This is a genomic window from Botrimarina mediterranea, assembly GCF_007753265.1.
GTDB lineage: Bacteria > Planctomycetota > Planctomycetia > Pirellulales > Lacipirellulaceae > Botrimarina > Botrimarina mediterranea.
On sequence record NZ_CP036349.1, the window covers coordinates 3971586 to 3995542 of the forward strand.

The 23957-nt window shown below is 65.4% G+C and carries 20 protein-coding genes; 10 read left to right on the top strand and 10 right to left on the bottom strand.

The annotated features are described in order from the left end of the window. Positions 1–104: 104 nt before the first annotated feature. Positions 105–482 (bottom strand): iron chaperone, encoded by a 378-nt coding sequence (locus Spa11_RS15255; RefSeq protein WP_145113761.1) that lies wholly within the window; start codon positions 480–482, stop codon positions 105–107. 2 nt (positions 483–484) lie between these two features. Further along, positions 485–2005 (bottom strand): uroporphyrinogen-III C-methyltransferase, encoded by a 1521-nt coding sequence (gene cobA / locus Spa11_RS15260; RefSeq protein ID WP_145113763.1) that lies wholly within the window; start codon positions 2003–2005, stop codon positions 485–487. A 283-nt stretch (positions 2006–2288) separates the two neighbouring features. Here cobA and Spa11_RS15265 point away from each other — a divergent pair, with 283 nt between their 5' ends. The 3 genes from Spa11_RS15265 to Spa11_RS15275 all read left to right on the top strand — a co-directional run bounded on the left by Spa11_RS15265 (position 2289) and on the right by Spa11_RS15275 (position 4724). After that, positions 2289–3764 (top strand): tetratricopeptide repeat protein, encoded by a 1476-nt coding sequence (locus tag Spa11_RS15265; protein ID WP_145113765.1) that lies wholly within the window; start codon positions 2289–2291, stop codon positions 3762–3764. A 105-nt stretch (positions 3765–3869) separates the two neighbouring features. After that, complete coding sequence (gene rpsT / locus Spa11_RS15270; protein ID WP_145113767.1) at positions 3870–4148, top strand: 30S ribosomal protein S20; 279 nt, start codon at positions 3870–3872, stop codon at positions 4146–4148. A gap of 90 nt (positions 4149–4238) precedes the next feature. After that, positions 4239–4724: a hypothetical protein gene (locus tag Spa11_RS15275; RefSeq protein WP_197529426.1), complete on the top strand. Its 486-nt coding sequence runs from the start codon at positions 4239–4241 to the stop codon at positions 4722–4724. A gap of 78 nt (positions 4725–4802) precedes the next feature. Here the strand turns inward: Spa11_RS15275 and Spa11_RS15280 are convergent, their stop codons facing one another. From Spa11_RS15280 to Spa11_RS15295, 4 genes are all read right to left on the bottom strand, one after another. Continuing rightward, on the bottom strand, positions 4803–5708 hold the full coding sequence (locus Spa11_RS15280) for a dihydroorotate dehydrogenase electron transfer subunit (protein ID WP_231932963.1): 906 nt from the start codon (positions 5706–5708) through the stop codon (positions 4803–4805). 67 nt (positions 5709–5775) lie between these two features. Next, complete coding sequence (locus Spa11_RS15285; protein ID WP_145113773.1) at positions 5776–7053, bottom strand: pseudouridine synthase; 1278 nt, start codon at positions 7051–7053, stop codon at positions 5776–5778. A 211-nt stretch (positions 7054–7264) separates the two neighbouring features. Next, the gene (locus tag Spa11_RS15290; protein ID WP_145113776.1) at positions 7265–7519 is read right to left on the bottom strand and encodes a hypothetical protein; all 255 of its coding nucleotides are present in this window, start codon (positions 7517–7519) and stop codon (positions 7265–7267) included. A 188-nt stretch (positions 7520–7707) separates the two neighbouring features. Then, on the bottom strand, positions 7708–8685 hold the full coding sequence (locus tag Spa11_RS15295) for a type I phosphomannose isomerase catalytic subunit (RefSeq protein ID WP_145113778.1): 978 nt from the start codon (positions 8683–8685) through the stop codon (positions 7708–7710). A 158-nt stretch (positions 8686–8843) separates the two neighbouring features. On the opposite strand from Spa11_RS15295, the gene tatC reads away from it, so the two are divergent. After that, positions 8844–9848 carry a twin-arginine translocase subunit TatC gene (gene tatC, locus Spa11_RS15300; RefSeq protein ID WP_145113780.1) on the top strand — a complete coding sequence of 335 codons (1005 nt, stop codon included), beginning with the start codon at positions 8844–8846 and terminating at the stop codon, positions 9846–9848. 285 nt (positions 9849–10133) lie between these two features. Here tatC and Spa11_RS15305 read toward each other — a convergent pair whose 3' ends face one another. Continuing rightward, positions 10134–11099: an alpha/beta hydrolase family protein gene (locus tag Spa11_RS15305; protein ID WP_145113782.1), complete on the bottom strand. Its 966-nt coding sequence runs from the start codon at positions 11097–11099 to the stop codon at positions 10134–10136. Between the two features lie 116 nt (positions 11100–11215). Here Spa11_RS15305 and Spa11_RS15310 point away from each other — a divergent pair, with 116 nt between their 5' ends. Further along, a complete protein-coding gene (locus tag Spa11_RS15310) occupies positions 11216–13183 on the top strand; it encodes a vWA domain-containing protein (protein WP_145113784.1) in 1968 nt (655 codons plus the stop codon). A 311-nt stretch (positions 13184–13494) separates the two neighbouring features. On the opposite strand, the gene Spa11_RS15315 is transcribed toward Spa11_RS15310, so the two are convergent. Next, entirely contained in the window at positions 13495–14193 is a 699-nt protein-coding gene (locus Spa11_RS15315; RefSeq protein ID WP_145113786.1) for a hypothetical protein, read from the bottom strand. Positions 14194–14373: 180 nt separating this feature from the next. On the opposite strand from Spa11_RS15315, the gene Spa11_RS15320 reads away from it, so the two are divergent. Further along, positions 14374–15159, top strand: a complete 786-nt coding sequence (locus tag Spa11_RS15320; protein ID WP_145113788.1) for a PhzF family phenazine biosynthesis protein — start codon at positions 14374–14376, stop codon at positions 15157–15159. Here Spa11_RS15320 and Spa11_RS15325 read toward each other — a convergent pair. Then, entirely contained in the window at positions 15156–15977 is an 822-nt protein-coding gene (locus tag Spa11_RS15325; protein WP_145113790.1) for a TIGR00282 family metallophosphoesterase, read from the bottom strand. The genes Spa11_RS15320 and Spa11_RS15325 overlap by 4 nt on opposite strands. Positions 15978–16082: 105 nt before the next feature. Beyond that, positions 16083–17633, bottom strand: coding sequence for a ribonuclease Y (gene rny, locus Spa11_RS15330; protein ID WP_145113792.1), 1551 nt, complete (start codon positions 17631–17633; stop codon positions 16083–16085). Between the two features lie 303 nt (positions 17634–17936). Between rny and tilS the strand changes: the two genes are divergently transcribed. The 4 genes from tilS to Spa11_RS15350 all read left to right on the top strand — a co-directional run bounded on the left by tilS (position 17937) and on the right by Spa11_RS15350 (position 23835). Further along, on the top strand, positions 17937–19010 hold the full coding sequence (tilS, locus tag Spa11_RS15335; protein WP_261342266.1) for a tRNA lysidine(34) synthetase TilS: 1074 nt from the start codon (positions 17937–17939) through the stop codon (positions 19008–19010). 204 nt (positions 19011–19214) lie between these two features. Then, positions 19215–22457 (top strand): AsmA-like C-terminal region-containing protein, encoded by a 3243-nt coding sequence (locus tag Spa11_RS15340; RefSeq protein WP_145113796.1) that lies wholly within the window; start codon positions 19215–19217, stop codon positions 22455–22457. Between the two features lie 149 nt (positions 22458–22606). Continuing rightward, positions 22607–22921: a hypothetical protein gene (locus Spa11_RS15345; RefSeq protein ID WP_145113798.1), complete on the top strand. Its 315-nt coding sequence runs from the start codon at positions 22607–22609 to the stop codon at positions 22919–22921. 317 nt (positions 22922–23238) lie between these two features. Then, positions 23239–23835 (top strand): hypothetical protein, encoded by a 597-nt coding sequence (locus tag Spa11_RS15350; protein ID WP_231932965.1) that lies wholly within the window; start codon positions 23239–23241, stop codon positions 23833–23835. The last annotated feature ends 122 nt before the right edge of the window (positions 23836–23957 follow it).

Consider the following 23957-nt stretch of genomic DNA (forward strand, 5'->3'; position numbering starts at 1 on the left):
GGCGAGCCGATGACGCGAGTCGTGGGAGTAAAGCGGGTACCGACACACCTCCATGAGTCGCGTCGTAGCCCCCCGTCACTGGTTTAGGAAAGCATAACGTCACGCTACGCCCAGAACGCGTCATCCCTGCGTTTGCTCACGGTCTTGACGCAGTGTTGGGCCATCTTGCGGAGCAACTTCTCCGGCACCAGCTCGTGGTAGGGCATCTTTAGGTAGTTCTTGGTCGTCTCGTGCTGCTCGAGTTCTTTGGCGAACGCTTCGAGCGTCCCCTCGATCGGCGCGAAGACGCAGTGGGCCTTGAATGCAGCGAACGAGTAGACGACCCGCGGCTCGATGAAGAACGGGGCGCCCCACTTGATCGCTTCCTCGGCCTCGGGCGCCTCGCTCTGAAGGATCGCATAGACCTGCCGCAAGTGCGTCTGCCCCGCGGCGGGTGCGGCGTCGATGTAGTCGGCGATCGTTGTGGGGCGGTTCTTTGCCATCGCTATCGCTGTTGCAACATCGCGTCGATAACGCCGTCGGCGGTGTAGTCCGTGGCGACAGCTGCGGCTTCGTAGCCGGCGTCCCTTAACGCCGTGGCGGTGATCGGGCTGATCGCGGCGAATCGTGGCGCGTTTGGGGACGCCGCAATCGCTTCGCCAAACAACACAGCGGCGGAACGCGCGATGGCCGAACTGGTTGCGGTGATCCAATCAACGCGGCCGGCGGCGATCTCTTCGATCACGGCCGGATTCGCTGCGGTGATGTCACGGCTGACGTAGGCGACGACTTGATCGACCTCGGCGCCGGCGTCGTCGAGCGTTTCGGCGAGGACCTCGCGCCCGCGGCTGGCGCGGATCAAGAGAATCCTCTTGCTTGCCGCTTCGCGGCTTAGCTCGGCGGCGAGGGACTCGGCGCAAAACTCTTCCGGGACGAGGTCCGCGTTAAGCCGCCAAGCGGCGAGGGCGTCGGCGGTGGCGGAGCCGATCGCGGCGATTCTTGAATTGCCGAACGCCCGTGCGTCGCGGTTGCGCTGTTGCATCCGCTGGAGCAACGCTTCGACACCGTTGCGGCTGCTGAACACCACCCAGGCGTAGTCGCTCAGGCGATCGATCGCCGCGTCGAGTTCAGCGAAGCCGTCGGGCGGGGTGATCTCGATAACGGGGTGCTCGATCACTCGAGCGCCGAAGTCCGCTAGGCGCTCGGCCATGGCGTCGCCCTGACCAGCGGGGCGCGTGACAACGACGGTCTTGCTGAACAGCGGGCGACTCGTGAACCAATTCGCGTCATCGCTCGAACCCGCGACGTCGCCGATCACCACCACCAGGGGCGGACGCATCCGCCCCGGCGCAAGGATCGTCGGCAACTCGCCAAGCCTGCCGTGCAAGGTTTGTTGATCGGGGAGCGAGCAACGGCGGACGATTGTGACGGGCGTGTCGGGCGCCTTGCCGGCGGCGATGAGATGACGGCTCCATTCGGGGGCGTTCGTCACGCCCATGTAGACGACCAGTGTGCCGGGGAACGCCGCGAGCTTCGCGAAATCCGCGGTGCCCGATGGATCGCTGTCGCTGCGGTCGTGACCCGTGACGAGCGCAACGCACGAGGCGTGGTCACGGTCGGTGATCGTGACGCCCGCGTAGGCGCCGGCGGCGACGGCGGTCGTCACGCCGGGGACGATGGCGTACTCAATGCCCGCCGCCTTGAGGGCGGCGACCTCTTCCGCCAGACGACCGAAGACGCTCGGGTCGCCCCCCTTGAGCCGCACGACGGTCCGACCGGCCCGCGCCTCGGCGATCATCCGGGCGTTGATCTCGTCCTGCTTCCAGAGCTTGCCGGCTCCGTGGCGGCCGAGGCTGACGCGCTCGGCGGCGGGTGAGGCGTGGCGCAGCAGGGCGTCGTTGGCCAAGTAGTCGTAGAGGACGACGTCGGCCTCTCGCAGGCGGCGGGCGCCGGCGAGCGTCAGCAGCTCGGGATCACCCGGCCCGGCGCCGACGAGGTAAACGCGGCCTGTCGGGGGGGCTGACACTTGCAATGACCGGGGCTCAAAGAGGCGAAGTTACTGGCGGACGGGGCGCGGCAGGACGGCCTGTGCCGATTATGACTACCACCGCCGCCCACAAACGAGGGGCGCCGGGCGGATGTTGGTCCCGGCGAGCAGGAAGTTGTAGACTCGGAGGGAGGGCGATCTTCGAAGTCCCCCTCGTCCGGAACCGACAAAGCAGACCCAACCGCGCCAGAGGCCCCTACAAGGCCCCAGCGTGCATCCTACGGGCATGAAAACCCCTCCCCCATCAAAGACGCCACCCCCGATGGAACCGCCTCCTGCGGCCTCTGGCGGCCTCTCAGCGGCCGATCGGAATCGGCTGCAACAGGTGTTCCTGAGGGCGAAGAAATGCCTCGAACGGGCCGACTACGCCTACGCCCATGACCTCTTCTCGCAGTGCGTCGCGGAAGACCCCGGTTCGCTGATCTACTTGCAGCACTTCCGCGCGAACCTCGCGCAGATGCACCCCAAGACTGCGGCCGCGAAGCACAGCGCGTTCTCGGGCCTGCCGGGCTTCGGCGGCGGGCGGGCCGCCGTGTCGAAGCTGGCGGACAAGGGCAATTGGCGCGAGGCCTTCACCGCGGGCTGTAAGGCGCTAAAGAAGTCGCCCGGTGACGTGGGCGTCATCGCCGAGCTCGGCGGCGCGGCGGGCGAGCTCGGACACAGCGACTGCCAGCTCTACTACTTGCGGTGGGCGCTCGACCTGTCGCCGACGGACCTCGACGTCAACCGCCAAGCGGCGGCGGCGCTGGAGAAGATCGGCGAGTTCGACCAGGCGATCGGCTGCTGGCTGCGGGTTCAGCAACAAAAGCCCGGGGACGAAGAGGCCTCCCGGGCCATCTCCCGGCTTAGCGTCGAGAAGACGATCGACCGTGGCGGCTACAATCCACAGCTGCTCAAGGGCGCCGGCGACGTGGCGATGCCCCACACCGGGCGGGTCGCCGAGGCGTCGGCGCGGCGGAAGTACGATTCGCCCGACGCGGAACGCGAAGAGCAGCCCGCCGAGCCGCCCCAGGCTGCCCTTACCGAGGAAGAGCTTCGCGCCGCGATCGACGCCAACCCGGCCGACCCCGCCGCGTACGTGCAGCTCGCCGAGATGTTCTCTAGCGCCGGACGGCTGCACGACGCCGAACGGCTCTACAAGAAGGCCCTCCATGTCGCCGGCGGCGGCGACTTGGAACTTTTGGAGAAGCTGGAAGAGGTCTATCTCAACCGCAAACGCGACACGGCCCGGGTCGCCGAGCAACGGGCCCAGCGACAGCAGAGCCCCGCCGCCCAGAAGCTTGCCGAGCAAGCCCAGCGTGAGGCGAACCTGGCCGAGGTCGAGGTCTTCTCCGCCCGGGCCGAACGGACGCCGGGCGATCCGCGGGTGCAGTTTGACTTCGCCATCCGGCTCAAGCGGGTCGGCAACTTCCGCGAGGCGGTGAAGCCCTTCCAGGCGGCCCGAGCCGACAAGAAGCGGGCCGCCGAGGCCGAACTGCACCTGGGAGAGTGCTTCCAGCACATCGAGCAGCACCGTTTGGCGATGCGTAGCTACGAGGCGGCGATCGCGATCTGCGGCGAGGGAGAATGGACCGACCTCCGGAAGCTGGCCTTGTATCGGGCCGGGGTGCTGGCCATGGGGCTCAAGGACCTCGACGCGGCGGAAAAGTACCTGACGGACCTCGCTTCGGCCGATTTTGGGTATCGAGACGTCTCGGCACGGCTAGACAAACTGGCCACGATCCGCAAAACTGGCTGACTTCCCCGCCGCGGAGCGGCGTGGGCAGGGGCGGCCGGTCGATGATGACGAGGCCAGCCCCGTGAGTCCGGACACCCGCCAGCGTCATTTTCAGACCCCTTCCCGATGCCCAATTCAGCCAGCGCCAAGAAGAGCCTCCGCCAGAACCAGGAGCGTCGCCTCGCCAATCGCAGCGTCCGCTCGAGCCTGCGGACGCAGATCAAGAAGGTCCGCGCTGCGATCGCTGCCGGCGACGCCGAGAAGTGCGACGCCGAGTTCAAGACGGTGCAAAAGAAGCTGGACAAGGCCGCTGCAAGCAACCTGATCCACGACAATAGCGCCGCCCGCACCAAGGCCCGCCTCACCAAGGCGATCAAAGCCGTGAAGGCGAAGGCCCAGGGCTGAGGCCTAAAGGTCTCGCGCAGAGACGCAAAGACGCAGAGAAGACGAGGGCTGGCATTTGCCAGCCCTTTTTCTTTTGAGATGGGGGCAATCATGCCGCAATCACCGTCCGCTCACGATCGATTCCTCTCCGCAATGGAGGGGGAAGCCTACAACCCTGCCTTGAATCAGCCGAGCAAGAGCCCTGAGGTTTTTGCGGCATTGATTCCCGAGTTGGAACGTGAGGTTCAGCAGGGCGATATGCAGAGTGCGTACGCTCTGGCAGTCGTTCTCGTCGCTGGTCTAGCTCTCCGCTCGATGGAAGAGTTGGAAGCTCAGCGTGAAGACCTGCTCGTCCGTGCTTCAGAACTCTGGACCAAATGCGCCCTATCGGACAACTGGGGGGCTGTTGATAATCTCATGACCGAAGGCGTTGGTCCGTCCGCAGAACTTGCTCGTCGCTTGTGGTCAGAAGTCCATCGCGATCGCAGGGACCTGGTTCAGTTCGACAACGACGCACAGATGCCCATCTATGGCAGCGACTTCGCTCGCGAAGTCCATCGTCGCTGGCTTCTCAAATGGCCAGAAGTCTCGCAATAAGTCGGTGACACACTTCCTTAGCGCCTTCGCGGCTTTGCGTGAGTCTTCTCCGCGTCTCTGCGCGAGAGCTTAGCGCCGTTACCACTCGATGAGCGAGGCGTCGAACACGGGGCCTTCGACGCAGGTGCGTTTGTAGTCCCACTCGCCGTCGGGCTGGCGCACTTTGGCGACGCAACTGAAGCAGACGCCTAGGCCGCAGGCCATCGGCGTTTCGAGCGACACGTCGCAACGCACGCCGGAGGCGAGGCAGACTTCGGCGACGGCGTGCATCATTGGTTCAGGGCCGCAGCAGAGGACGCGCCGCGACGGGCCGGTGGTCTCTGATAGCGCCTGCTGCAAGAGGTCGGTCACCAGGCCGTTGTGCCCGATCGAGCCGTCGTTGCTGGCGATGCGAAGGTCGAATCCCGCGGCGCGGAAGTCTTGCTCACCAGCGACGTAGGCGGCGGTGCGGACGCCGTAGCAGAAGGTGACGCGGGAAGCGCTAAGCCGCGAGCGGCTGGGCGCGCCGTAGGTCTTTTGGGCGAGGGCTTCCCTGCCCGCGGCGAGGAACGGCGTGTAGCCGATGCCGCCGGCGACGAGGATCAGGTGGTCGAGCGCCTCAATGTCGCCGGCCAACCGAGAACCCGTGAAACCATTGCCGAGCGGACCCCACACTTCAACGAGGTCGCCGGGCTGACGCGTCGCAAGCAGCGCGGTCAGTTTGCCGTGAACTAGGTAGACCACGTCAACGGTCGTGCGGTCGTCGCTGGTGTCATAGAGTGCGAAAGCCCGGCCCAGCAGCGGGTCATCGATCCCCGCGACGCGGACCATGACGAACTGCCCCGGCGTGATCACGTCGGCGATCGCCGGCGCCTCGAAGCGCAGACGATAGGTGTCGCGCGCGAGCTGGACGTTCTCGATGATCGGCGCCGAAACGAACGCCGCGCCGTCGGCGTAGTGATTGGCGTGTAGCGGCGTCGCGTCGAGGCGTTGGCAGTCCGGCACTTGTGCTTCCTTGTCGAGCCCGCGAATGACGCGAATGGAAATCGCTCTCATTCGCGGGCAACCAATTTCAACGCTTGCCCTTCGGCTTGCCGCCACCACTGCCGCCGCGGCCTTTGTTCTTCGACTTGTTGAACGGCTTGCCGCCGGACTTCTTGACGCCCTTCTTGATGGGCGGCTTGCCACTAGGTTTGCCGGTAGGCTTGCCCGTGGCGCCGTGCTTATGGGGGCGGTGTTTGGCGGGGCGCGCGGTTGGGCGTTTAGGACGCTCCGTCGCCGATTTGGATTCTTCCCCGCCAATGATGGCTCGACCCTCGGCGGGCCGCTCGGCTTTCTTCGGCGCCGCCTTGCGCGGCGGTCGCTTGCGATCGGGGCGCGGGCCCGAGGGCCGCTTTTCTACGGCAATCGTCTTGTGCTTGCCGGTAGTCGCTTCACGCAGGGCCGTGACCTCTTCGCGCGTCAGTTCGCGGTACGCGCCAACGGGCATCTCACCCAGCCGCACGGGGCCGACCGCGATGCGCTGAAGCTTCTGCACCTTGTGGCCGACACGCGCCAGGACACGGCGGATCTCGCGGTTGCGACCCTCGTCGAGGATCACTTCGAGGATCGCCGATGACTTGCGGGTGCTCTTGAGCTTCACATTCTTGAACGCGACGCGGCCCTCATCGATGTAGACGCCCTTACGAACCTCGGCGAGCACCTCGTTGCTCGGCATGCCCGCCACTTGGACGTGGTAGAGCTTCTCGACGCCGTGCCGGGGGTGGGTGATGCGGTTGGCGAGTTCGCCGTCGTTGGTGAGCAGGATCAGACCTTCGCTCGACATGTCGAGCCGACCGATGGCGAAGACGCGACCCGCGTTCGGCGGCAAGAGGTCCGTCACACGCGGACGACCAGCGGGATCGCGCGCCGTGCAGACGACGCCCGTGGGCTTGTTCAGGGCGAAGTAGACTGGCTTCGACGCGGTGAGCAACTCGCCATCGAGATGCACCGTTTGCTTCGACAGATCGACGCGGGCGCCGAGCTCGGTGACGATCTTGCCGTCCACATGGACGCGACCCGCGGTGATCAGCTCTTCGCACTCACGCCGACTGGCGACGCCCGCCGCGGCGAGGACCTTTTGCAGACGCTCGCCGTCTTCACGCGGCCCCGTCGTTGCCGGCGTTGCGCTGGGCCGTGGCGGGCGTTTGCGGAAGACACGCTTCTTCGGCGGGCCGTAGGAAGTCCTTCCCGCGGGGCCTTTCTTCTTGGCGCCTTTTTTCTTCGGCCGACCACCCTGCCCTTTGCCGCCGACGCCCTTCTTGGCGGACGGGCCGCTGGGCTTGGATCGTTTAGCGAACTTCTTGGGCATCGGGGCCACGCGGCGTAGACGGAGAGTTAAACCGCCTAGTTTAACGCCGCAACCCCGCAAAACCCAGCGGCCTTACGCCAATGCCGATGCTAATTCACCTCGCCGGGCAAGAAGCACACGAGGGTCACGCTCTAAGGCAATCCGCCGCCCCGCCAAATCGGCCGTCGTGTTCTTCGTGCCCGTCGTGGCGAAATACTCTAAGTTTCTCAATCTATCGCGGCGGGGCCACGGTCTGCTGCTTGTACCAGCCGCGGCGGGCCTCGGGCACCGGTTGGGCGTATTCGCGCGGGCGGCCGCCGACGATCTCGGGACCCACATCGTTCATCGGGTACGGGTCATGGCGGATCGCGTTGTACTGCTGCGTCGCGGCGTTGCCCGGATCGAAGAGATTGGGCATGCGCGTGCTCGGCCCACAGCCGACGGCGGCGAGCAGCGTGAACCAAGCGATTGATCGGGCGCGGAGCATGGGGCGGAATCGTATCAGCCCCGCCGCCGCCGCCCTACGGCAATCGCCGGGTGCTGGCGCCACTACCGATCAATGCGAGCCCCCGATGTAAATCGGGGGTGGAACGTGGCTACCCGCTTCCCACCCCTCATTCACATCGGGGGCTCGCCATCAGATGCTTCGTGCTCGTCCGTGTCTGGATCGCCTTTCTACGACGGCAAACGCATGTCGAGCAGTGTTGAAGGCTCGCTGGCGACGAAGGTCGCCTTGGGGCACGCCGCTGGCACGAGGAGCGTCTGCCCCGGCGCCAGCTGCTCGTCGAAGCCCTCGCCCGTCAGGCGACCGCTCCCCTCGACGAGCGACACGATGTGGAAGCTCTCGCAGTTCGGTAGTGCGAGGCTCTCGTCCGAGCCGGTCCGCAGACGGCTGAAGAGGAACTTGTCGCTCGTCACGAGGCGTTCCCAACGCAGGTCGCATGCCTGGGGCTTTTGCGCACCAACGGGGCCGCGCTCGTAGTCCGTGACAGCGAGTGACTCTTCGATGTGCAACGGCCGCGGCTTGCCGTCTTTATCGACGCGGTTCCAGTCGAACAGGCGGAACGTCGTGTTGCTGGCCTGCTGGATCTCGGCGATCACGAGGCCCGCCCCCAGGGCATGGACCGTGCCGGCGGGGATGAACACGCATTCGCCCGGACGCGGCTCGAACGAGTAGAGGCACTTATCGCATTCGCCCGCTTCGATCGCAGCGGCGAGGGTTTCGCGATCAACGCCCGGCTTGAGGCCAGAATAGATCTTGCCGCCGGGCTCGGCGGCGATGACGAGCCACGCCTCGGTCTTGCCGAGGTCGGGCGGCGATTGCTTCGCGGCCTGGGCGTCATTCGGGTGGACCTGGACTGAGAGCGTCTTCTGGGCGTCGAGGTACTTGAATAACAGCGGGAACCGCTCGGGCGGCGTAATTGGTCCGTAGAGGTCGGCGGGGAACTCCTTGGAGATTTCTCCTAACGTCTTGCCTTCCAGCGGGCCATTCTCGACGACGCTCTGCCCGTCCGGGTGATCGACAACCTCCCAGCTCTCGGCGTAGGTCGGGCCGTCGCCGATCGATTTACCCAACAGCTCGCCAAGGCGACGCCCTCCCCACAGGTACTCTTGGAGAATCGGTCGCAAGCGGAGTGGGTAATTGCAAGACATCGGCGCCCTTCGGGGGTTCTGGAGCGTAAACTGTTGGCATAGCTTTCTTTGCGACCGCCGCGGCCGGGTTCTCCGCCGCGACGACTCCAGCTATTATCGCGCCCCTGCCGCTCACCGCCAACCGCCTCCCCCCTGCCCGATACCCTCCCCGCTCGCCTGTGCTGAAGCGTCTGACGTCTGCCGACCCGCCCGAGGACTCGAAGATGTCCTTTGGCGAGCACCTCGAGGAGCTGCGTGGGGCGCTTTGGAAAGCGGTCGTCGCTGTTTTCCTGGGGTTTCTCGTTGGCCTCGCGGGCGGGAAGCAGTTCATTGAGTACGTGAAGGCGCCGCTCGAACAGGGCCTAGAGAACCTCGAACGCAACCGCAAGCAATCGGCATACAACGCTGAGCAAGGCGAAACGCCGGATGACGAGCACCCTCTGGTTAAGGAAGGCCTCGTCCCGGAGCGGTATTCGCTGGAGACAGGAGCCCTGCTTGAGGCGCTGAGCGGTCTCGGCATTGACGCCGAGCCGACCGCCAACGCGCCACCGCAGATCGACCTGTGGATGTGGACCAAGCCGCGCGACGCGCAATTGATCTCGACCGGCACGCCCGATGTCTTCTCCGTTTACGTGAAAGCGTCACTCGTGTTGGGCGTCGTGCTAGCGAGCCCCGCCGTCTTCTACTTCTTGTGGACGTTTGTCGCCGCGGGACTCTACCCGCACGAAAAACGCTACGTGCATGTCTTCATGCCGCTGAGCATCGGGCTGTTCTTCCTCGGCGCGATTGTGGCGTTCTACGTCGTGCTGAAGTACGTCATCACCTTCCTGCTCGGATTCAACGAGTGGATGGGTATCGAGGCGACGCCGCGGATCAACGAGTGGCTGTCGTTCGTGCTGGTCCTGCCGGTGATGTTTGGCGTGTCGTTCCAGATGCCACTGGTGATGCTCTTCCTCGAGCGGATCGGCGTGATGACGACGGACTACTACTGGAAGTACTGGCGGCACGCGGTGCTGGTAATCTTTGTCCTGTCGATGGTCCTTACTCCGGCCGACCCACAGAGTCTCTTAGCGATGGCTGGTTGCCTGACGCCGCTCTACTTCATCGGCATCGCGCTGTGCAAATGGATGCCCAAGCTGAACCAACCCTTCGCGGAGCAACTCGCCTCGGGAAGTAGCGATTAGTTGTGTCGCTAGGAAGGGGAACGAGATAAAGGGATATTGGTGATAGGGGAGATCGCAAGCGGATGGTAAGTTGCGACGCACCTTAAAACCCCCTTCAGAAGACGAGCGGCTCGCAGTCCTTTTTCGTGTATTCGGAGAGTCGCAATGCGACTGCCCGCCCATCTCCAAGCTTACAGTGGGTCGGGCATACCTCTTCCATAACCGTCCCCCAAGGTTCCCCGCCTCCACCCGCTTGCGATCCCCCCTATCACCAACATCCCCCCATCTCCTTCCTCAGTAGAAGACTTACTTCAAGCGCCGCTGCGACCAGGCGTAGTCGGGCTGGGCCAGGGTACGGTCGAGGAAACGGATGATCGCGGTCTCGCCGTCGCGGCCCGCTTGCTTGAGCCACGCCGAGCCTTGCAAGCGTGACGGGCCCGGGGCGTCGATGACGCTCGGTGGTGTGGGGTCATCACCTTCGTTTAGCTTGGTCGGCTCAGGGCGACCTTTTTCGAGCTGCTTGACGATGCGGTTCACGTCGCTGGCGACGCCCTTGTCGTCGCCGCCGTAGGTGATCAAGAACGCGATCTCCGACTGCACACCCGGCTGACGCAGCACGGGGAGCATCTCCAGGCCGAGCTGCTTCCACGGCGGCGACACCAGCACCAACGCCTTCACGTCGCGTCCTTGCTTGCCCCGATTGAGCACCGGCACGGCCCAATCGACCGCCGCTGCGCCGGTGGCGACGATCGCGCCGAGCTCGATGCCCAGGTAAGCCAACCGGTTGAGGTTCAACTCGCCGGCGTCGTTCTTATCGACGAGGAACCGCCGCACCGCCTCCATGTCCGATTTCACCATCGCGGCGGCGTCGATGGGGGTGAGTTTCGCGCCGCGACGGTCGGTCACCTGGCCATTAGCACTGCGGACGCGGGTGCTGTCTCCCAAGCCACGGAGGGCGACCGTGAGGACCGACATCGGCGTCGCGGTGGACCCCCCCTCATCGGCTGTTTGTAGTCGCGTCGCTAGGCCGTGAAACACCGCCGAGGACTCGTTCTCCCCAGCCAACATGACGACGACCGGCGTGTCGGGCCCGGCTTCTTCGGCAGGGAAAAACGTGCCCGAAAGGAGAACGCCGTCGGGCGTTTCAAGTTCCACCGGTAGCGGAGCAGCAGCGGCCACGATCGAGACGCCCATTCCCGCCAACAGCACAAGTGGCAGCATGCCGATAAAGCGGCGTAAGGCGGAAGAAATCGGCTGGCGAAGGAATAGCATCAGGCGGTTGGCTCCAGGCAGGGGACAAATCGGCCAACTCAAGTATAGTTAATAGAAGGGCCCTCGCCGCGGGGTCGGCCCCGACCCGAACCGACTTTTATCGAGGCGGTCAGCGCTTGTCCGAGGCATACCAGGATCAACCGAACGCCACCGCCGCAGCGAGCGGACGGTTCAGCGAGCCGCTGGCATGGCTCTCCAGCTTGGCAATGCATGCCTGCGCACTGATTTGTCTAGCGGTCTTCACGCAGATCGCACCGCTGGACAAAGCGCCGCTGCTGTTCACCTCGCCCCCACCCGAAGAGCCCGAACCGCTCGACGATGCGTTCCGCGTCTCTGAGGAGCTTTCGATCGATATCGGCGCCCTCTCCGACGGCGGCGTCGGCGACGCCGCGGCCTCGGCGCCGCTCGAGGCGGTCGTCCCCGAGGTGGCGCTCGACCTGCAAGCGCTGACGGAGCTGGGACAGATCCCGACACTCGAAGCCTCAACGCCCTCGCTCTCCAGCCCGGACCCCAACAGCAACACGCTCGTCATTGGCGTCGGCGCGGTAGGCACAACCGGCAGCGAGGGCGCCATCGATTGGCTCACCGGCGCGATCCTGCAATCGCTCGAACAGAGCCCTACGGTGGTCGTCTGGCTGTTCGACCGTTCAGAGAGCCTCACAGCGCAGCGGGAGGAGATCGTCCGCCGCTTCGACCGCGTCTACGAAGAGCTAGGCGTCGCCGCGACGCGCGGCGCCGAAGGCTTCGACGCAGCCGAGGAGGACGAGGCGCCGCTGTTGACTTCGATCGTGGCGTTCGGCGAGGGCGTCGAGTTCGTCACCCGCAAGCCAACGGCCGACATCGAAGCAATCAAGGAGGCCGTCCGCTCGATCGAGCCCGACGAGAGCGGCGCCGAGAACGTCTTTGGAGCCGTGCTGAGCGCCGCCGAGCGTCACAAGCGCTACCGGCTCCAGCGGCCGCGGCGGAATGTGATGCTAGTGGTGGTCACCGACGAGGCGGGCGATGACTTCGCCAATATCGATCGCGCCGTCGCCTACTGCCGGAAGATGCAGATGCCGGTCTACGCCGTGGGAGCGCCGGCGCCGTTTGGCCGCCGAGAGACCTACGTCCGCTACGTTGACCCCGACCCGAAGTACGACCAGACGCCGCAGTACCTGCCGGTGCAGCAAGGCCCCGAGACGCTGTTCCCCGAGCGGCTGCGGCTCGGGTCGTTTGCGGGCGACGACTACGACGGCACGATCCTCGATTCGGGCTTCGGCCCCTACGCCCTGACGCGGCTGACGCGCGAGACCAATGGTTCATTCATCGCCGTGCATCCCTTCCGTGTTGACGCCGGCCGCGCCAACCGCCGCGGCGCCGACGACACGATGGTCGCACGGCTCGATTACTTCTTCGACCAGCGGGTGATGCGGCGCTACCTGCCCGACTATGTGCCCACGACCGAGTACCAGAAGCGTGTCAGCCGCAACGGCGCGAAGCGGGCGCTGGTCGAGGCGTCGGCGATGGCTTGGACCGAGAAGCTCGAGAATGTGCGGCGTGATTTTCCGAAACTCGACGAAGCCCAGTTCGCCGAGGACCTCAGCAACGCCCAGCGCGCCGCGGCGATTCTTGAACCCAAGCTGGCGCAGCTGGTGACGACGTTGCGGCGCGGCGAAGCGGACCGGCCGAAGATCGACGACCCGCGTTGGCAGGCGGGCTACGACTTGGCGCTCGGCCAGGCTCTCGCCGCCAAGGTCCGGGCCGAGGGTTACAACGCGATGCTCGCCCTGGCGAAGCAGGGGTTGTCGTTCACGTCCGAAAAGAAAGACACCTGGGTCATCCGCCCCGCCGAGGAGATTTCTACCGGCAGCTTAGACCAGCGCGAAGCGGAAGACGCGATCCGCTACTTGAAGCGTGTCGTCGCTGAGCACGAAGGAACGCCGTGGGCCTTTCTCGCCCAGCGCGAACTCAGCACGCCGCTGGGTTGGAAATGGAACGACGAGTTCCGCAACCTCGCCGAAAGGCGTCAGCAAGAGAACAACCGCCCCCCGCGACCGGAACGCCCCGAGCCGCCGCCGAAGCCGCGGCGCACTCCAAAGCTTTAATCAGAGAAAGGAGATGGGGGGATGGCGGGAACGGAACTCACGCCACCGATGTGAGGTCTTGGCCTCGCCTTGGTGGCGACTGCCAGCTGAGGAGACATGGGGATGGCGGGTCGTTGGGACCTACCGCCACTCTGTGGAGAGGTTCTTATATTTCTTGCACGACGGCGTCGATGACCGTCCCGCGCCGTCCTGCGAAAGCGACATCCCCGATATCTCCTCGTGGATACCGCCGCTACGACGGGATGTGTGCAGCGCATCCTATGCGAGGGTCACGTACGACCATCTCCACATCCCCTTCTCCTCAACAACGCCTACCGATTGGCAAGAGCGTCCATCGCGAAGTCGGCCGTGGGGTCGTGCGGGTAGAAGTGCTTGCCGATCGCCATGGCGAGCACGTTGACGTACTCGGTCTGGAACGTCGAAGGACTCTTGCTCTGAGCTGCGATCGGGGCGTTGAGCGGGTAGAGGATCTCGCCGAGCGGTTTGCTCCAGACGATATTCCCGCCGGTGGTCATGTCGTGCACCTTGAGAGTGATGTCGGAGCTCCCTTGGTAGACCGTCTGGCCCGGCATCAGGTCGAAGTGCGCCAGGTCGATATAGAGCACCATGTCGGCCTTCACGGCCTTGGCAAGCTCGAGGTAGTCGTCCGAGTCGTTCTCGTCGATCCAGGCGTCTACCTTACGCTGCGGGACGACCTTGATCTTTTGCTTCTTGGTGAGGTGCTCTTCGAGCAGTTCACTGACGCGCTGCGAGATCTGCCGCGAGGCGCCGGCGTGGCGGAACTCCTGCGAGACCGGCTGGCTGCAGAACACGACGACGGTCTTCTTCTTGAAGCCCTCGTACTCCGCGTCCTTGATGTTCCCCCCTTGGAACATGTAGATGCCGGTCGCCAGCAACATGTGCAGGCATCCCGCGGTGGGGAGGAGCGTCAACGCCGCCAGCGCGAGCGACAGCCGCGTTGCATAACGGGGCGTGACGACGGCCAAAGGGCGAGAAGCGGGGCGATCCATCGCGTCGTTCTCTTCAAGGTAAGTAAGCAGAGCGCAGGCCCGCTGCCATGCGGGGCGGCGGGAGAATAGCGGGAGGCGGCAATGGTCGCAAGCTGGATTCCGTTTGCGTCAACACCAAGGCAGACGCCGAACCTCGGGGTATCCTGGCTGTCCTCTCGAACACCTCAACCCCGCGCCAGCATGCCAATCCCCCTCTACCAGGTCGACGCTTTTACCAACGAGCTCTTCGGCGGCAACCCGGCCGCGGTATGCCCGCTTGAAGAGTGGCTTCCCGATGCGACGCTACAAGCCATCGCGGCAGAGAACAATCTCTCGGAAACCGCCTTCTTTTCGCCCGAGGGAGACGGCTTTCGGCTGCGGTGGTTTACTCCGATCCGCGAAGTCGACCTCTGTGGGCACGCGACCTTGGCGACGGCCTTTGTTTTGTTTGAACGACAGGGGTTCCGCGGGGACACTCTCCGCTTCCAATCGCGGAGTGGCCTCTTGCTCGCCGAGCGCGGCGCCGACGGCATCACCCTCGACTTTCCTGCCGGCGCCGCGCAGCCGTGCCAAGCCCCGCGGGGCCTTGCCGAGGCGCTCGGAATCGAACCGGTGGAATGCCTCAAGGCGAATGATTATCTCGTGGTGCTCCGCGACGAAGAAGCCGTGCGTAGCGCCAAGCCAGATTTTCGTGCGCTGGCAGAGGTCGAGTTGAGAGGTGTCGCCATTACGGCTCAGGGTAACGATGTCGATTTTGTGAGCCGCTTCTTCGCGCCGAGTTATGGCATCAACGAAGACCCTGTCACGGGAGCGGCCCACTGCTTGCTAGCGCCTTATTGGGCTGGCGTTCTCGGCAAGCAGCAACTCAAAGCCGAACAGGTGTCTTCACGAGGTGGCGAAGTGCTTTGTGCCGTCGCGGACGATCGCGTGTATCTCACCGGACAAGCGGTGCTCTACCTGGAGGGCGCCATCACGATCAATCGCTAAGAGCTACGCTTATCGACTCGGAGCCGATCGGCCTCCGCCTCATTGACCATCACGCGCTCAATCGCGGTCGCCCGGCCCGATTCGGCGTCGATCGTCACCAGGGCGCCGTTGATGCGCAGGTCCTTCTCCGCGACATCGAACGAGTGCGGTACGCCGGTCAGCGTCGCCGCTAGCACACGATCGACGCGACGGCCGAGGATGCTGTCGTGCGGGCCGGTCATGCCGACGTCGCACTGGAAGGCGGTCCCTTCGGGAAAGACGCACTCGTCCGCCGTCGGCACGTGGGTGTGCGTCCCCAGCACGGCCGCCACGCGGCCGTCGAGATACCGGCCCATCGACTGCATCTCGCTGGTGGCCTCGGCGTGGAAATCGACGAAGCGGACCTTCACGTCCGCCGGCGCCTCTGAGAGCGCGGCGTCAACCGCTCGAAAGGGGCTATCGATCGGTTTCATGAAGAGCTGACCCAACGCGCAGCAGACGAGCACTTGATGTGCGCCGTCCTTCGTGCGGACCGTTGCCCAGCGGCGGCCGGTCGCCTCGGCCGGCAGGTTGCAGGGCCGCACAACGTTGTCCGCCGATTCAAGCAGCGGCAGCACCTCACGCCGGCGGTACACGTGATCGCCGAGCGTCACCGCATCGACGCCCGCGGCGGTCAGCTCGGCGTGGATCTTTGGCGTGTAGCCCGATCCCGACGCGGCATTTTCGGCGTTGCAGACCACCAGGTCGATCCCGCGCTCAGCGATCAGTCCCGGCAACGCACGCTGAACGATCTCCCGCCCCGGCCTGCCGACAACGTCGCCGATGAAGAGGAGAAGCATGGGAAAGGGGAAAGGCGAAAGTGGAAAGGGGAGAGATAAACGGGGAGGGATTGCTTCGGGGAATCAACCGCTTTCCCCTTTCGCCTTTCCACTTCCCCTTTCACGTCACTTTGCCATCTCAGTAAAGCGGGTCTCGCGGATCATTGTCACGCGGATTTCGCCGGGGTAGGTGAGCTGTTCTTCGAACGCTTTGGCGATGTCGCGGCAGACCTTGGCGGCGGACTCGTCGGTCGTCTCGTTCGTTTTGGCGATGACACGCACCTCGCGGCCCGCTTGGATCGCGAAAGCTTGGTGGACGCCGGTGAAGCCTGAGGCGATCGCTTCGAGCTCCTGCATCCGCTTGATGTAACGGTCGAGCGTCTCGCGCCGCGCGCCGGGCCGCGAAGCGCTGCAGGCGTCCGCCGCGGCGACGATCACGGTGTACGGCATATCGACGCGGATATCGTCATGATGGCCGAGGGCGGCGTGCACAACGACATCGTTCTCGCCATAGCGTTTCAGTAGGTCGGCGCCGATCTTCGGATGGCCGCCCTCGGTGTCGTGGTCGGCCGCTTTGCCGATGTCGTGCAGCAGGCCCGCACGTCGAGCGAGGTCGCCATCGTAGCCCAGCTCTTCGGCGATCATGCCGGCGACGAACGCCACCTCGATCGAGTGTCGCAACACGTTTTGGCTGTAACTGGTGCGGTAGTAGAGGCGCCCCAGCAGCTGGATCGCCTTGGGGTGCAGCCCACGGATATCGACTTCTTGGGCCGCTTCTTCGCCGTACTTCACCAGCAGCTTCTCGACCTCGGCGGTCGTCTCGACGACCAGCTCTTCGATGCGGCTGGGATGGATGCGGCCGTCGGCGATGAGCTTCGTCAGCGCGAGTTGCGCGATCTGCCGCCGCACAGGGTCAAATGAGCTGACGATCACCACGCCCGGCGTATCGTCGATGATGACGTCAACGCCGGTCTCCTTTTCGAAGGTGCGGATGTTGCGACCCTCGCGGCCAATGATCCGGCCCTTCATTTCGTCGCTGGGGATATCGACCGTGCTGGTGGTCGACTCGGCCGTGTGCGCGGCGGCGAAACGCTGGATCGAGGTGATCAGCATTTCCTTGGCCTTGGCGTCGACCTTCTCAGCCAGACGCTTCTCAGCCTCCATGACGCGGACGCCCTGCTCGTGCGACAGTTCGGCGTCAAGCCGCTCGAGGAGCATCTTGCGGGCCTCTTCGGGCCCCAGCCCGCTGGCCTTGTGCAGGGCTTGCCGCTGGACGTCGAGGAGGTTCTCGAGTTCTTTCGTACGGACATCGACATCGGCCAGCTTTTCCGTCAGGCGGCGCTGGTTGCTCTCGACCATCTTCTCTTGCTTGGCGAGCTGGTCCTCACGTGAGGTCACGGCGTCGTCACGCTTGTCGAGGTGCCGCTCGCGTTCGTGGAGCTTGTCGCGTACGTCGGCAAGCTGCTCCTCGATGCGCGACTTCTCGGTGATGGCCATTTCTTTGGCCTCGATCGCCGCGTCCTTCAGACGATTCTTGGCTTCGAGGTCGGCCCGCTCGAGAATTTGGGCGGCCTCTTTCTCGGCGTCCCACTTGCGGAGTCGACCAAGGAATAGGACGACGCCCATTCCCATCAGGGCGGCGACAAGGGCCACCGCGGCGTAGATCAACGTTTGCATGGATCGGATTGTCCCATCGGACGCGCTTGCCCAAGCGGCGTCCTGGTGGTCCGCGGTCGATCCCTAAACACTCAGCGATGCGATTTGCCCCGGGGCGGCGACGCCCCGCGCTGGGGTGAGAGAAGACGCGGTTTGGTGTATTGATGATGGCGGCGCGGGCTTCGATCGCTGGTAGACCATAGCTCCACCAGGGGGAAGGAGTACCGGCGCCGCTGCTAGCTTGCTCTTGCCCACATGGTGTCAACGCTCGTCGCGCGGGCTACCAGTCGGCTAGGGTGCGTGTTTACCCAAACTCTTGTCACGATGCAAGATAGGGCGTTATCCACCAGCCTCAGCACAGCCCCTTCGGCACCGACCGAGAGGGGGGCCGCTGCGCGTCTCGATGCCCTTCTGGAAGCGGCGTGGCCAGCCGGTGAGTGGCGAGATTTACGCGTCGCGGTCGCCGTGTCCGGCGGGCCCGATAGCGTCGCGCTGCTGCGCGCGTTGGTCCAGGCCAAGCAATCGGCTGGCGGGAGGGGTGACCTCATCGTTCTACATCTCGACCACGGAAGTCGTGGCGAGGCTTCCCATAACGATGCCGAATGGGTGCGACAACTGGCGACCGGCCTCGGCCTGGAGTCCGTTGTCGAAGCCGCTACCCAAGCCGGCCCTCACAGCGAAGAGGCCCTGCGCGATCTGCGGCGCGAATTCTACCGCCGGGCGGCGGACTCACTCGGCGCCCGCTACGTGGCGACGGGGCACACGGCCGACGACCAGGCGGAGACGGTGCTCTTTCGGCTGCTGCGGGGCACGGGCGTGCGGGGCGCCGCCGGTATTCGGCCGATGGCGGCGCTGTCGCCCGCGTGCTCGCTCGTGCGGCCGCTGCTCGGCGCCACCCGGGGCGGCGTGCTTGCCTATCTTGCCGCGATCAGCCAGCCCTACCGCACCGACGCCACCAACGGCGAGGACACGTACGCCCGCAACTGGCTGCGGAACCAAGCGCTGCCGCTGCTGGCTGAGCGGTTTCCGACGGCGGCGACTGAGTTGGCTGGCTTCGCGCAGCGGGCCGCCGAGACGAGCGACCTCGTCGAGAGCCTCGCCGCCGACCTGCTACGACGCGCCGTCGGCGCGACGCCAACCGCCGAGGGTCATGTCACGCTCCAAAGCGCCGTGCTTACGCAGTCGCCGCAGCCATTGGTGGTCGAAGCGTTGCGGCTGGCATGGCGTGAGGCAGGTTGGCCGCAGCAGGCGATGACGGCGGGGCACTGGCGGCAGCTAGGGGAGATGGCGGTCACCGCTAAGCCGCAACCGGCGGTGGTGTTCCCTGGAAGTATTCGGGTCGAGCGGGTCGGCGCCGAGTTTGTGCTAGCTGGGCCGAAAGATACTGGCTCCTGTTGACCCTATTCCTAGGGGCCGCGTACTCTTCGCGGGTCGATAACCCCTTGTAACGAAAGGGCCTATGTAACTGAAGGAAACGGTGCGACGCGACCCACCGCTGGCGAAGGATCGCCACCCGTCGCGCCGCCCGCAGCACTCCACGGACGGACCTGGGCTTCCATTTTCGGACACGTCGTCAACTCCTGTTGGTCGCTCTTCCGCGGCGTGCTCACGCTCGCGGCGGTGCTCGCGGTTGCGCTGGCGGTGTTTTTGTACTACCGCCTCGACGACGAGGCGCAGCGGCTCTGCGAAGCGGCGCTCAACCGCCACTGCGAGCCGTTCGTCGCGCGCGTCGGCGCCGCCCGCTTCACGCCGGGCAAGGGCGTCACGATGTACGACGTCGAGATCGTCGAACGTCTCCAATGGCAGCCGCCGCGTGGCGTCCTGCAAATCGACGAGCTTCAGGTGCAGGGGCAATTCGACATCACCACGCTGCTGCGCGGCGCGCCGGTGGTGACGCGCATCGTCGCCAAGTCGCCGCGTTTGGCGGTCACACGTCGCGAGAACGGCGTGTGGAACGTCAGCGACCTCAAGCTCAAGAGCAACCCCAACCAACCGTTGCCGCGGATCGACCTCCACAACGCCACCGTCCTGCTGACGGGTGAAGCTGGGGGCACGAAGACGCTCGGCGTCAACCACCTCAACGCGTCTTTCGTACCGGCCACGGACGGCAGCCGTACCTTCAATCTGACGATCGCCGCGCGCGACACGCTCGCCAAGTCGCTCGAGGTGCGTGGCGCCGCCTCGGCGGATGGCTCGGGGTTCCGCCTCGATTACAAGGCTGATGGCATTGAAGCGACGCCCGCCCTCGTCGAGACGCTCGCCGGACTCGGCCTCGCGCCGCGGATGACGTTGCCGCCGATGCAGGGCGTCCTCTCGCTCAGCGGCGAAGCGTCGCGCACCGCCGCAGCGGAACCGCTATCGTGGCGGACCGCCTTCAACTTCGCGGGGAGCGAGGGCCACATCCCGGGCTTCAAGCGCCCTCTCAGCGACATCGTCATCATCGGCGAAGCCTCGCCCACGGGCGTGCGGTTCGAGCAGGCGACGGCGCGGTGGGGTGATTCGGTGATCCGGCTGGTTGGGCGGCGTGAGGGCTGGTCGCTCGGATCGCCGCTCGCCGCGCGGGTGCGGATCGACGACCTCGACTTCGGCGACGTTCCCATCGAACAGCTGCCCCAGAAAGCCCTCGGCCTATGGAACCGCTTCCGTCCGGCGGGACGTAGCGACGTCGCGATGGACCTCGCCTACGACGGACAGACCTGGGCGCCGCGCGCGACCATCACCGCCAAGGGGGCGTCTTTCGAAGACGCCGAGAAGTTTCCCTACCGGCTCACGGGGGCGACCGGACAGATCCTCGTCAACGGCGGCGTCACCGACGACCCGCAACCGCCCGCGCCGGGAAGCGCCACGATCGACGTCCAACTCCAAGGTCAAGCCGACGGCGCGCCGGTCGTCATCACCGGCGCGCTACGCGATGTTCCCCTGAACCCAATCGGGCCCCTGAACCCAACCGGGCCTTTGAACCCAACCGCGGACGATGACGGCCGCCAGAAGATGCCGCCCGGGTGGATCGAGGTCTCTGGCAACAACATCCCGATCAGCGACCGCCTGGTGGCGGCGATCCCCGAGGAAGGCGCCCGTGAGTTCATCGAGGCGCTCCACCCCACGGGCCGCATCGATGTCCGTTGGCGCGTGGAACGCAACAGCCTCGAAGACCCCGAGCTGTACGTCGCGACCAACATGCGGCTAGTCGATTGCCGGATGACGTACGACCGCTTCCCGTACCCGCTGAGCCGCGTCACCGGTTGGGTCGAGCAGCGTGGCACGCAGTGGAAGTTCTACGAGCTCCGCAGCCGCGACACGCAAGGCCGCACCATCGTCGAGGGCGAGGGCTCGCTCGAGCCACGCGACGACTCGCACCGGTTCGAGCTCAAGCTCACCGGCGAAGCGGCGCCGCTCGACCAGACGCTGTTCGACGCGCTCCCCGATTCGGCCCAACAGGCCTGGTCGCTGATGCGGCCGCAGGGGCAGATCGACTTCGTCGCCGACATCTCGCGCGAAGGCGCGCACCAAGACCCCACGGTGCGGCTGCGGATGCGGCCGCACGAGCAGAACCTGCGCGTCGAGCCGCCCCTCTCCGACAGCGGCTACCGTTATCGACTCGAGAGAGTCGATGGCGACTTCTACTGGGCCGACAACAAGCTGACGGCGCGGCAAGCGCGGGCCGAGCACGGCCGCTCGGTGCTAACGGGCGACAGCGTATGGGAGGCCCTACCGGGTGGCGCTTGGAAGCTCGAATTGCTGGGCCTCGACGTCGACCGGGTCGAGTTCAACCGCGACTTCTTGCTCGCCGCGCCGGCGGGGCTGCGGAGCGTCATCGACGAGTTGCAACCGCAGGGGGCGTTCGGGCTCTTCGACAGCCGGCTGGAGTTCACCAAGGGCGCCGGTCCGACAGGCCCCGTCAACGCGCGGTGGCGTTTGGGTTTGAGCTGCCATCAAGCGTCGATCAACGCCGGCGTGCCGATCGAAGGCGTTTCGGGTGAGATCTTCCTCAGCGGGCAGAGCGACGGCGCCTCGGCCACCACGGCGGGCGAACTGAATCTCGACTCGCTCTTCTGGAACGACCTGCAACTCACGCAGGTGCGCGGCCCGCTGTGGTCAGACGGCGCCGACTGCTTCTTGGGAGAGGGGGCCGCGCGCAAACTCCAGAGCACCCAAACGCGGTCCATCGAAGCGCAAGCCTACGGCGGCGAGGTGAAGGTCAACAGCTGGATCCGCCGCGGCGGACAGACACGTTATGGCATCGCCATCGGCATGAGCGGCGTCGATGTCACCCGGCTCTCGACCGAGTGGCTCCGCCGCCCCGAAACCCTGCACGGCAGCCTTGACGGGCAGCTCAAGCTGCAAGGCATGGGCAATTCGCTGTACGGCCTCACCGGCGAGGGCGCGATCGCTGTCAACGACGCCGACCTCTACGAGCTGCCGCTGTTCCTCAGCGTGCTCAAGGTGCTTCGCAACCGCAACCCCGACAACACGGCGTTCAACCGCCTCGAAACCAAGTTCACGGTCGATGGCGATAAGCTCGACTTCCAGACGCTTGACCTATTGGGCGACGCGTTCAGCCTCAACGGCCGGGGGACAGCGACACTGCAACGCAACGTCGACCTAACGTTCGCCACGATCGTTGGCCGCAGCGAGTTCGCGGTGCCGGTGCTTAAGGCGTTTGTCAGCTCGGCCAGCGAGCAGTTCTTGCAGCTGCGTGTGGTGGGTCCGATCGACAACCCGCAGGTCATCCGTAAGGTGCTGCCGGCGGTCGGAGATGCGTTAGAACAGTTGCAGACGGACCTCGGGACGCGCCCGGGGATGAATGCGACGCGCGCCGCAAGCGCGCCGGCGGCGAGATATTGAAGTACGTTACTGGGGCGTGCTCCCACGACGATTGTCGACCGACAGTTGGCGTCGGGGGCTCGCCGGACGATTTTTTTGGCTCCGCAACACGAGACTCCATCCGCATTCCGAGATCGCCAATCCGCAATCCCTAACCCCTCTCGTTCATCATGAGCATGGGACCGCTGGGAGGAATCCTTGGCAGCGCGGCCGGTTCGCCGCTGTCGCAGGCCAAGGGCGCAACGACGGAGCGGGCGGCGCGCGACAGCGCCGTCAAAGAGACGACCGACCAGCTCGACCTCCAAGCGGAGAAGTCGGCGGGCATCGGGTCCACCGAAGGCGATAGCGAAACCTCCGACCGCGACGCCGACGGCCGCCGGGCGTGGGAGTGGAACGACCACCCGAAGTCGGAGGAGGAAGCAACCTCCCCCGACGGATCGGCGCCGGACCCCGACAGCGAAGGGCATTTGGACCTTTTGGCGTAGCGCGACGGGCGATACAAAGCTCACGATAACGGCGAGCCCACGATGTTAATCGTGGGTGGATGTTGGTAGCCGCTGCCCACCCACGCTCAACATCGTGGGCTCGCCGTCTCTCGGTAGTCATGTGCCTTCGCACTGCTGTTCGCGTCCGCGATCGGGCGTATGCTAAAAGCTCAATCTGTAGGAGGCGTCTCCGACGCCGATTACGGTATCCATCCCGAAACGGCATGGTGCGCGTAATCGGCATCGGAGACGCCTCCTACAGAAGTTGATTGTCCGAACATCTTCTTGATCCGTTAGAGAATGCCATGCGCGCCGCGTTGCTGCTACTTTCTCTCGTTATCGCTACGCCTCTCGCCTTGGCCTCCGACGTCATCGATGTCGCCCGCTCTTTCCCCGATGGCGGTGGTTACAACTGGACCGCCGGCGCCACGGGCGTGAAGGAGCCGGTGGACTTCAAGGGCGCGCGACTGCTCGAAGCGACCGAGGGCGGCAGCTTCTGCTGCGGTTACACGTTCGCCGTCGCGATGCGCGTGGCGGAAGAACGCAGCCTGCTGAAGGACAAGTCGGTCGAAGACGCCCGCAAGTTCCTCAAGGACTGGTACGGCGCGCCGGGGGGTGACAAGACGCTCGTCGTCTTAGCGGTTGAGAACCTCGGCATCGGCGAGGCCGTCCCCTTCGAGGACGCGCAAACCGGCGACTTCGTGCAACTGTGGCGTGAAGGGGGCTCGGGGCACAGCGTCATCTTCCTTAAGTGGATCGAAGAAGACGGCCAGCGCGTCGGTTTCCGTTACCGCAGCTCGCAGAAGCTGACCGACGGCATCGGCGACCGCACCGAGTACTTCAGCGACGCGCCGGGTCTCAACGGGCGCGTGTTGCGGGAGGAGACGTATGTTTGTCGCTTGAATGAGAAGTGATAGTGAGCCGTCGGCGCTAGCCGCGGGTGGCCCCATATTGACGCCCTCCTCTCCAAAATTAACCCGTTATAGCGTACTTCATTTTTCCGTAGCGTCTCGCGCAGAGACGCGGAGGCGCCGAG

Coding starts and splice junctions, on each gene's coding strand:
- Spa11_RS15255 (WP_145113761.1), bottom strand. CDS start 482: ATGGCAAAGAACCGCCCCACAACGATCGCCGACTACATCGACGCCGCA.
- Spa11_RS15265 (WP_145113765.1), top strand. CDS start 2,289: ATGGAACCGCCTCCTGCGGCCTCTGGCGGCCTCTCAGCGGCCGATCGG.
- rpsT (WP_145113767.1), top strand. CDS start 3,870: ATGCCCAATTCAGCCAGCGCCAAGAAGAGCCTCCGCCAGAACCAGGAG.
- Spa11_RS15275 (WP_197529426.1), top strand. CDS start 4,239: ATGCCGCAATCACCGTCCGCTCACGATCGATTCCTCTCCGCAATGGAG.
- Spa11_RS15285 (WP_145113773.1), bottom strand. CDS start 7,053: ATGCCCAAGAAGTTCGCTAAACGATCCAAGCCCAGCGGCCCGTCCGCC.
- Spa11_RS15290 (WP_145113776.1), bottom strand. CDS start 7,519: ATGCTCCGCGCCCGATCAATCGCTTGGTTCACGCTGCTCGCCGCCGTC.
- Spa11_RS15295 (WP_145113778.1), bottom strand. CDS start 8,685: ATGTCTTGCAATTACCCACTCCGCTTGCGACCGATTCTCCAAGAGTAC.
- Spa11_RS15305 (WP_145113782.1), bottom strand. CDS start 11,099: ATGCTATTCCTTCGCCAGCCGATTTCTTCCGCCTTACGCCGCTTTATC.
- Spa11_RS15315 (WP_145113786.1), bottom strand. CDS start 14,193: ATGGATCGCCCCGCTTCTCGCCCTTTGGCCGTCGTCACGCCCCGTTAT.
- Spa11_RS15320 (WP_145113788.1), top strand. CDS start 14,374: ATGCCAATCCCCCTCTACCAGGTCGACGCTTTTACCAACGAGCTCTTC.
- Spa11_RS15325 (WP_145113790.1), bottom strand. CDS start 15,977: ATGCTTCTCCTCTTCATCGGCGACGTTGTCGGCAGGCCGGGGCGGGAG.
- rny (WP_145113792.1), bottom strand. CDS start 17,633: ATGCAAACGTTGATCTACGCCGCGGTGGCCCTTGTCGCCGCCCTGATG.
- tilS (WP_261342266.1), top strand. CDS start 17,937: ATGCAAGATAGGGCGTTATCCACCAGCCTCAGCACAGCCCCTTCGGCA.
- Spa11_RS15345 (WP_145113798.1), top strand. CDS start 22,607: ATGAGCATGGGACCGCTGGGAGGAATCCTTGGCAGCGCGGCCGGTTCG.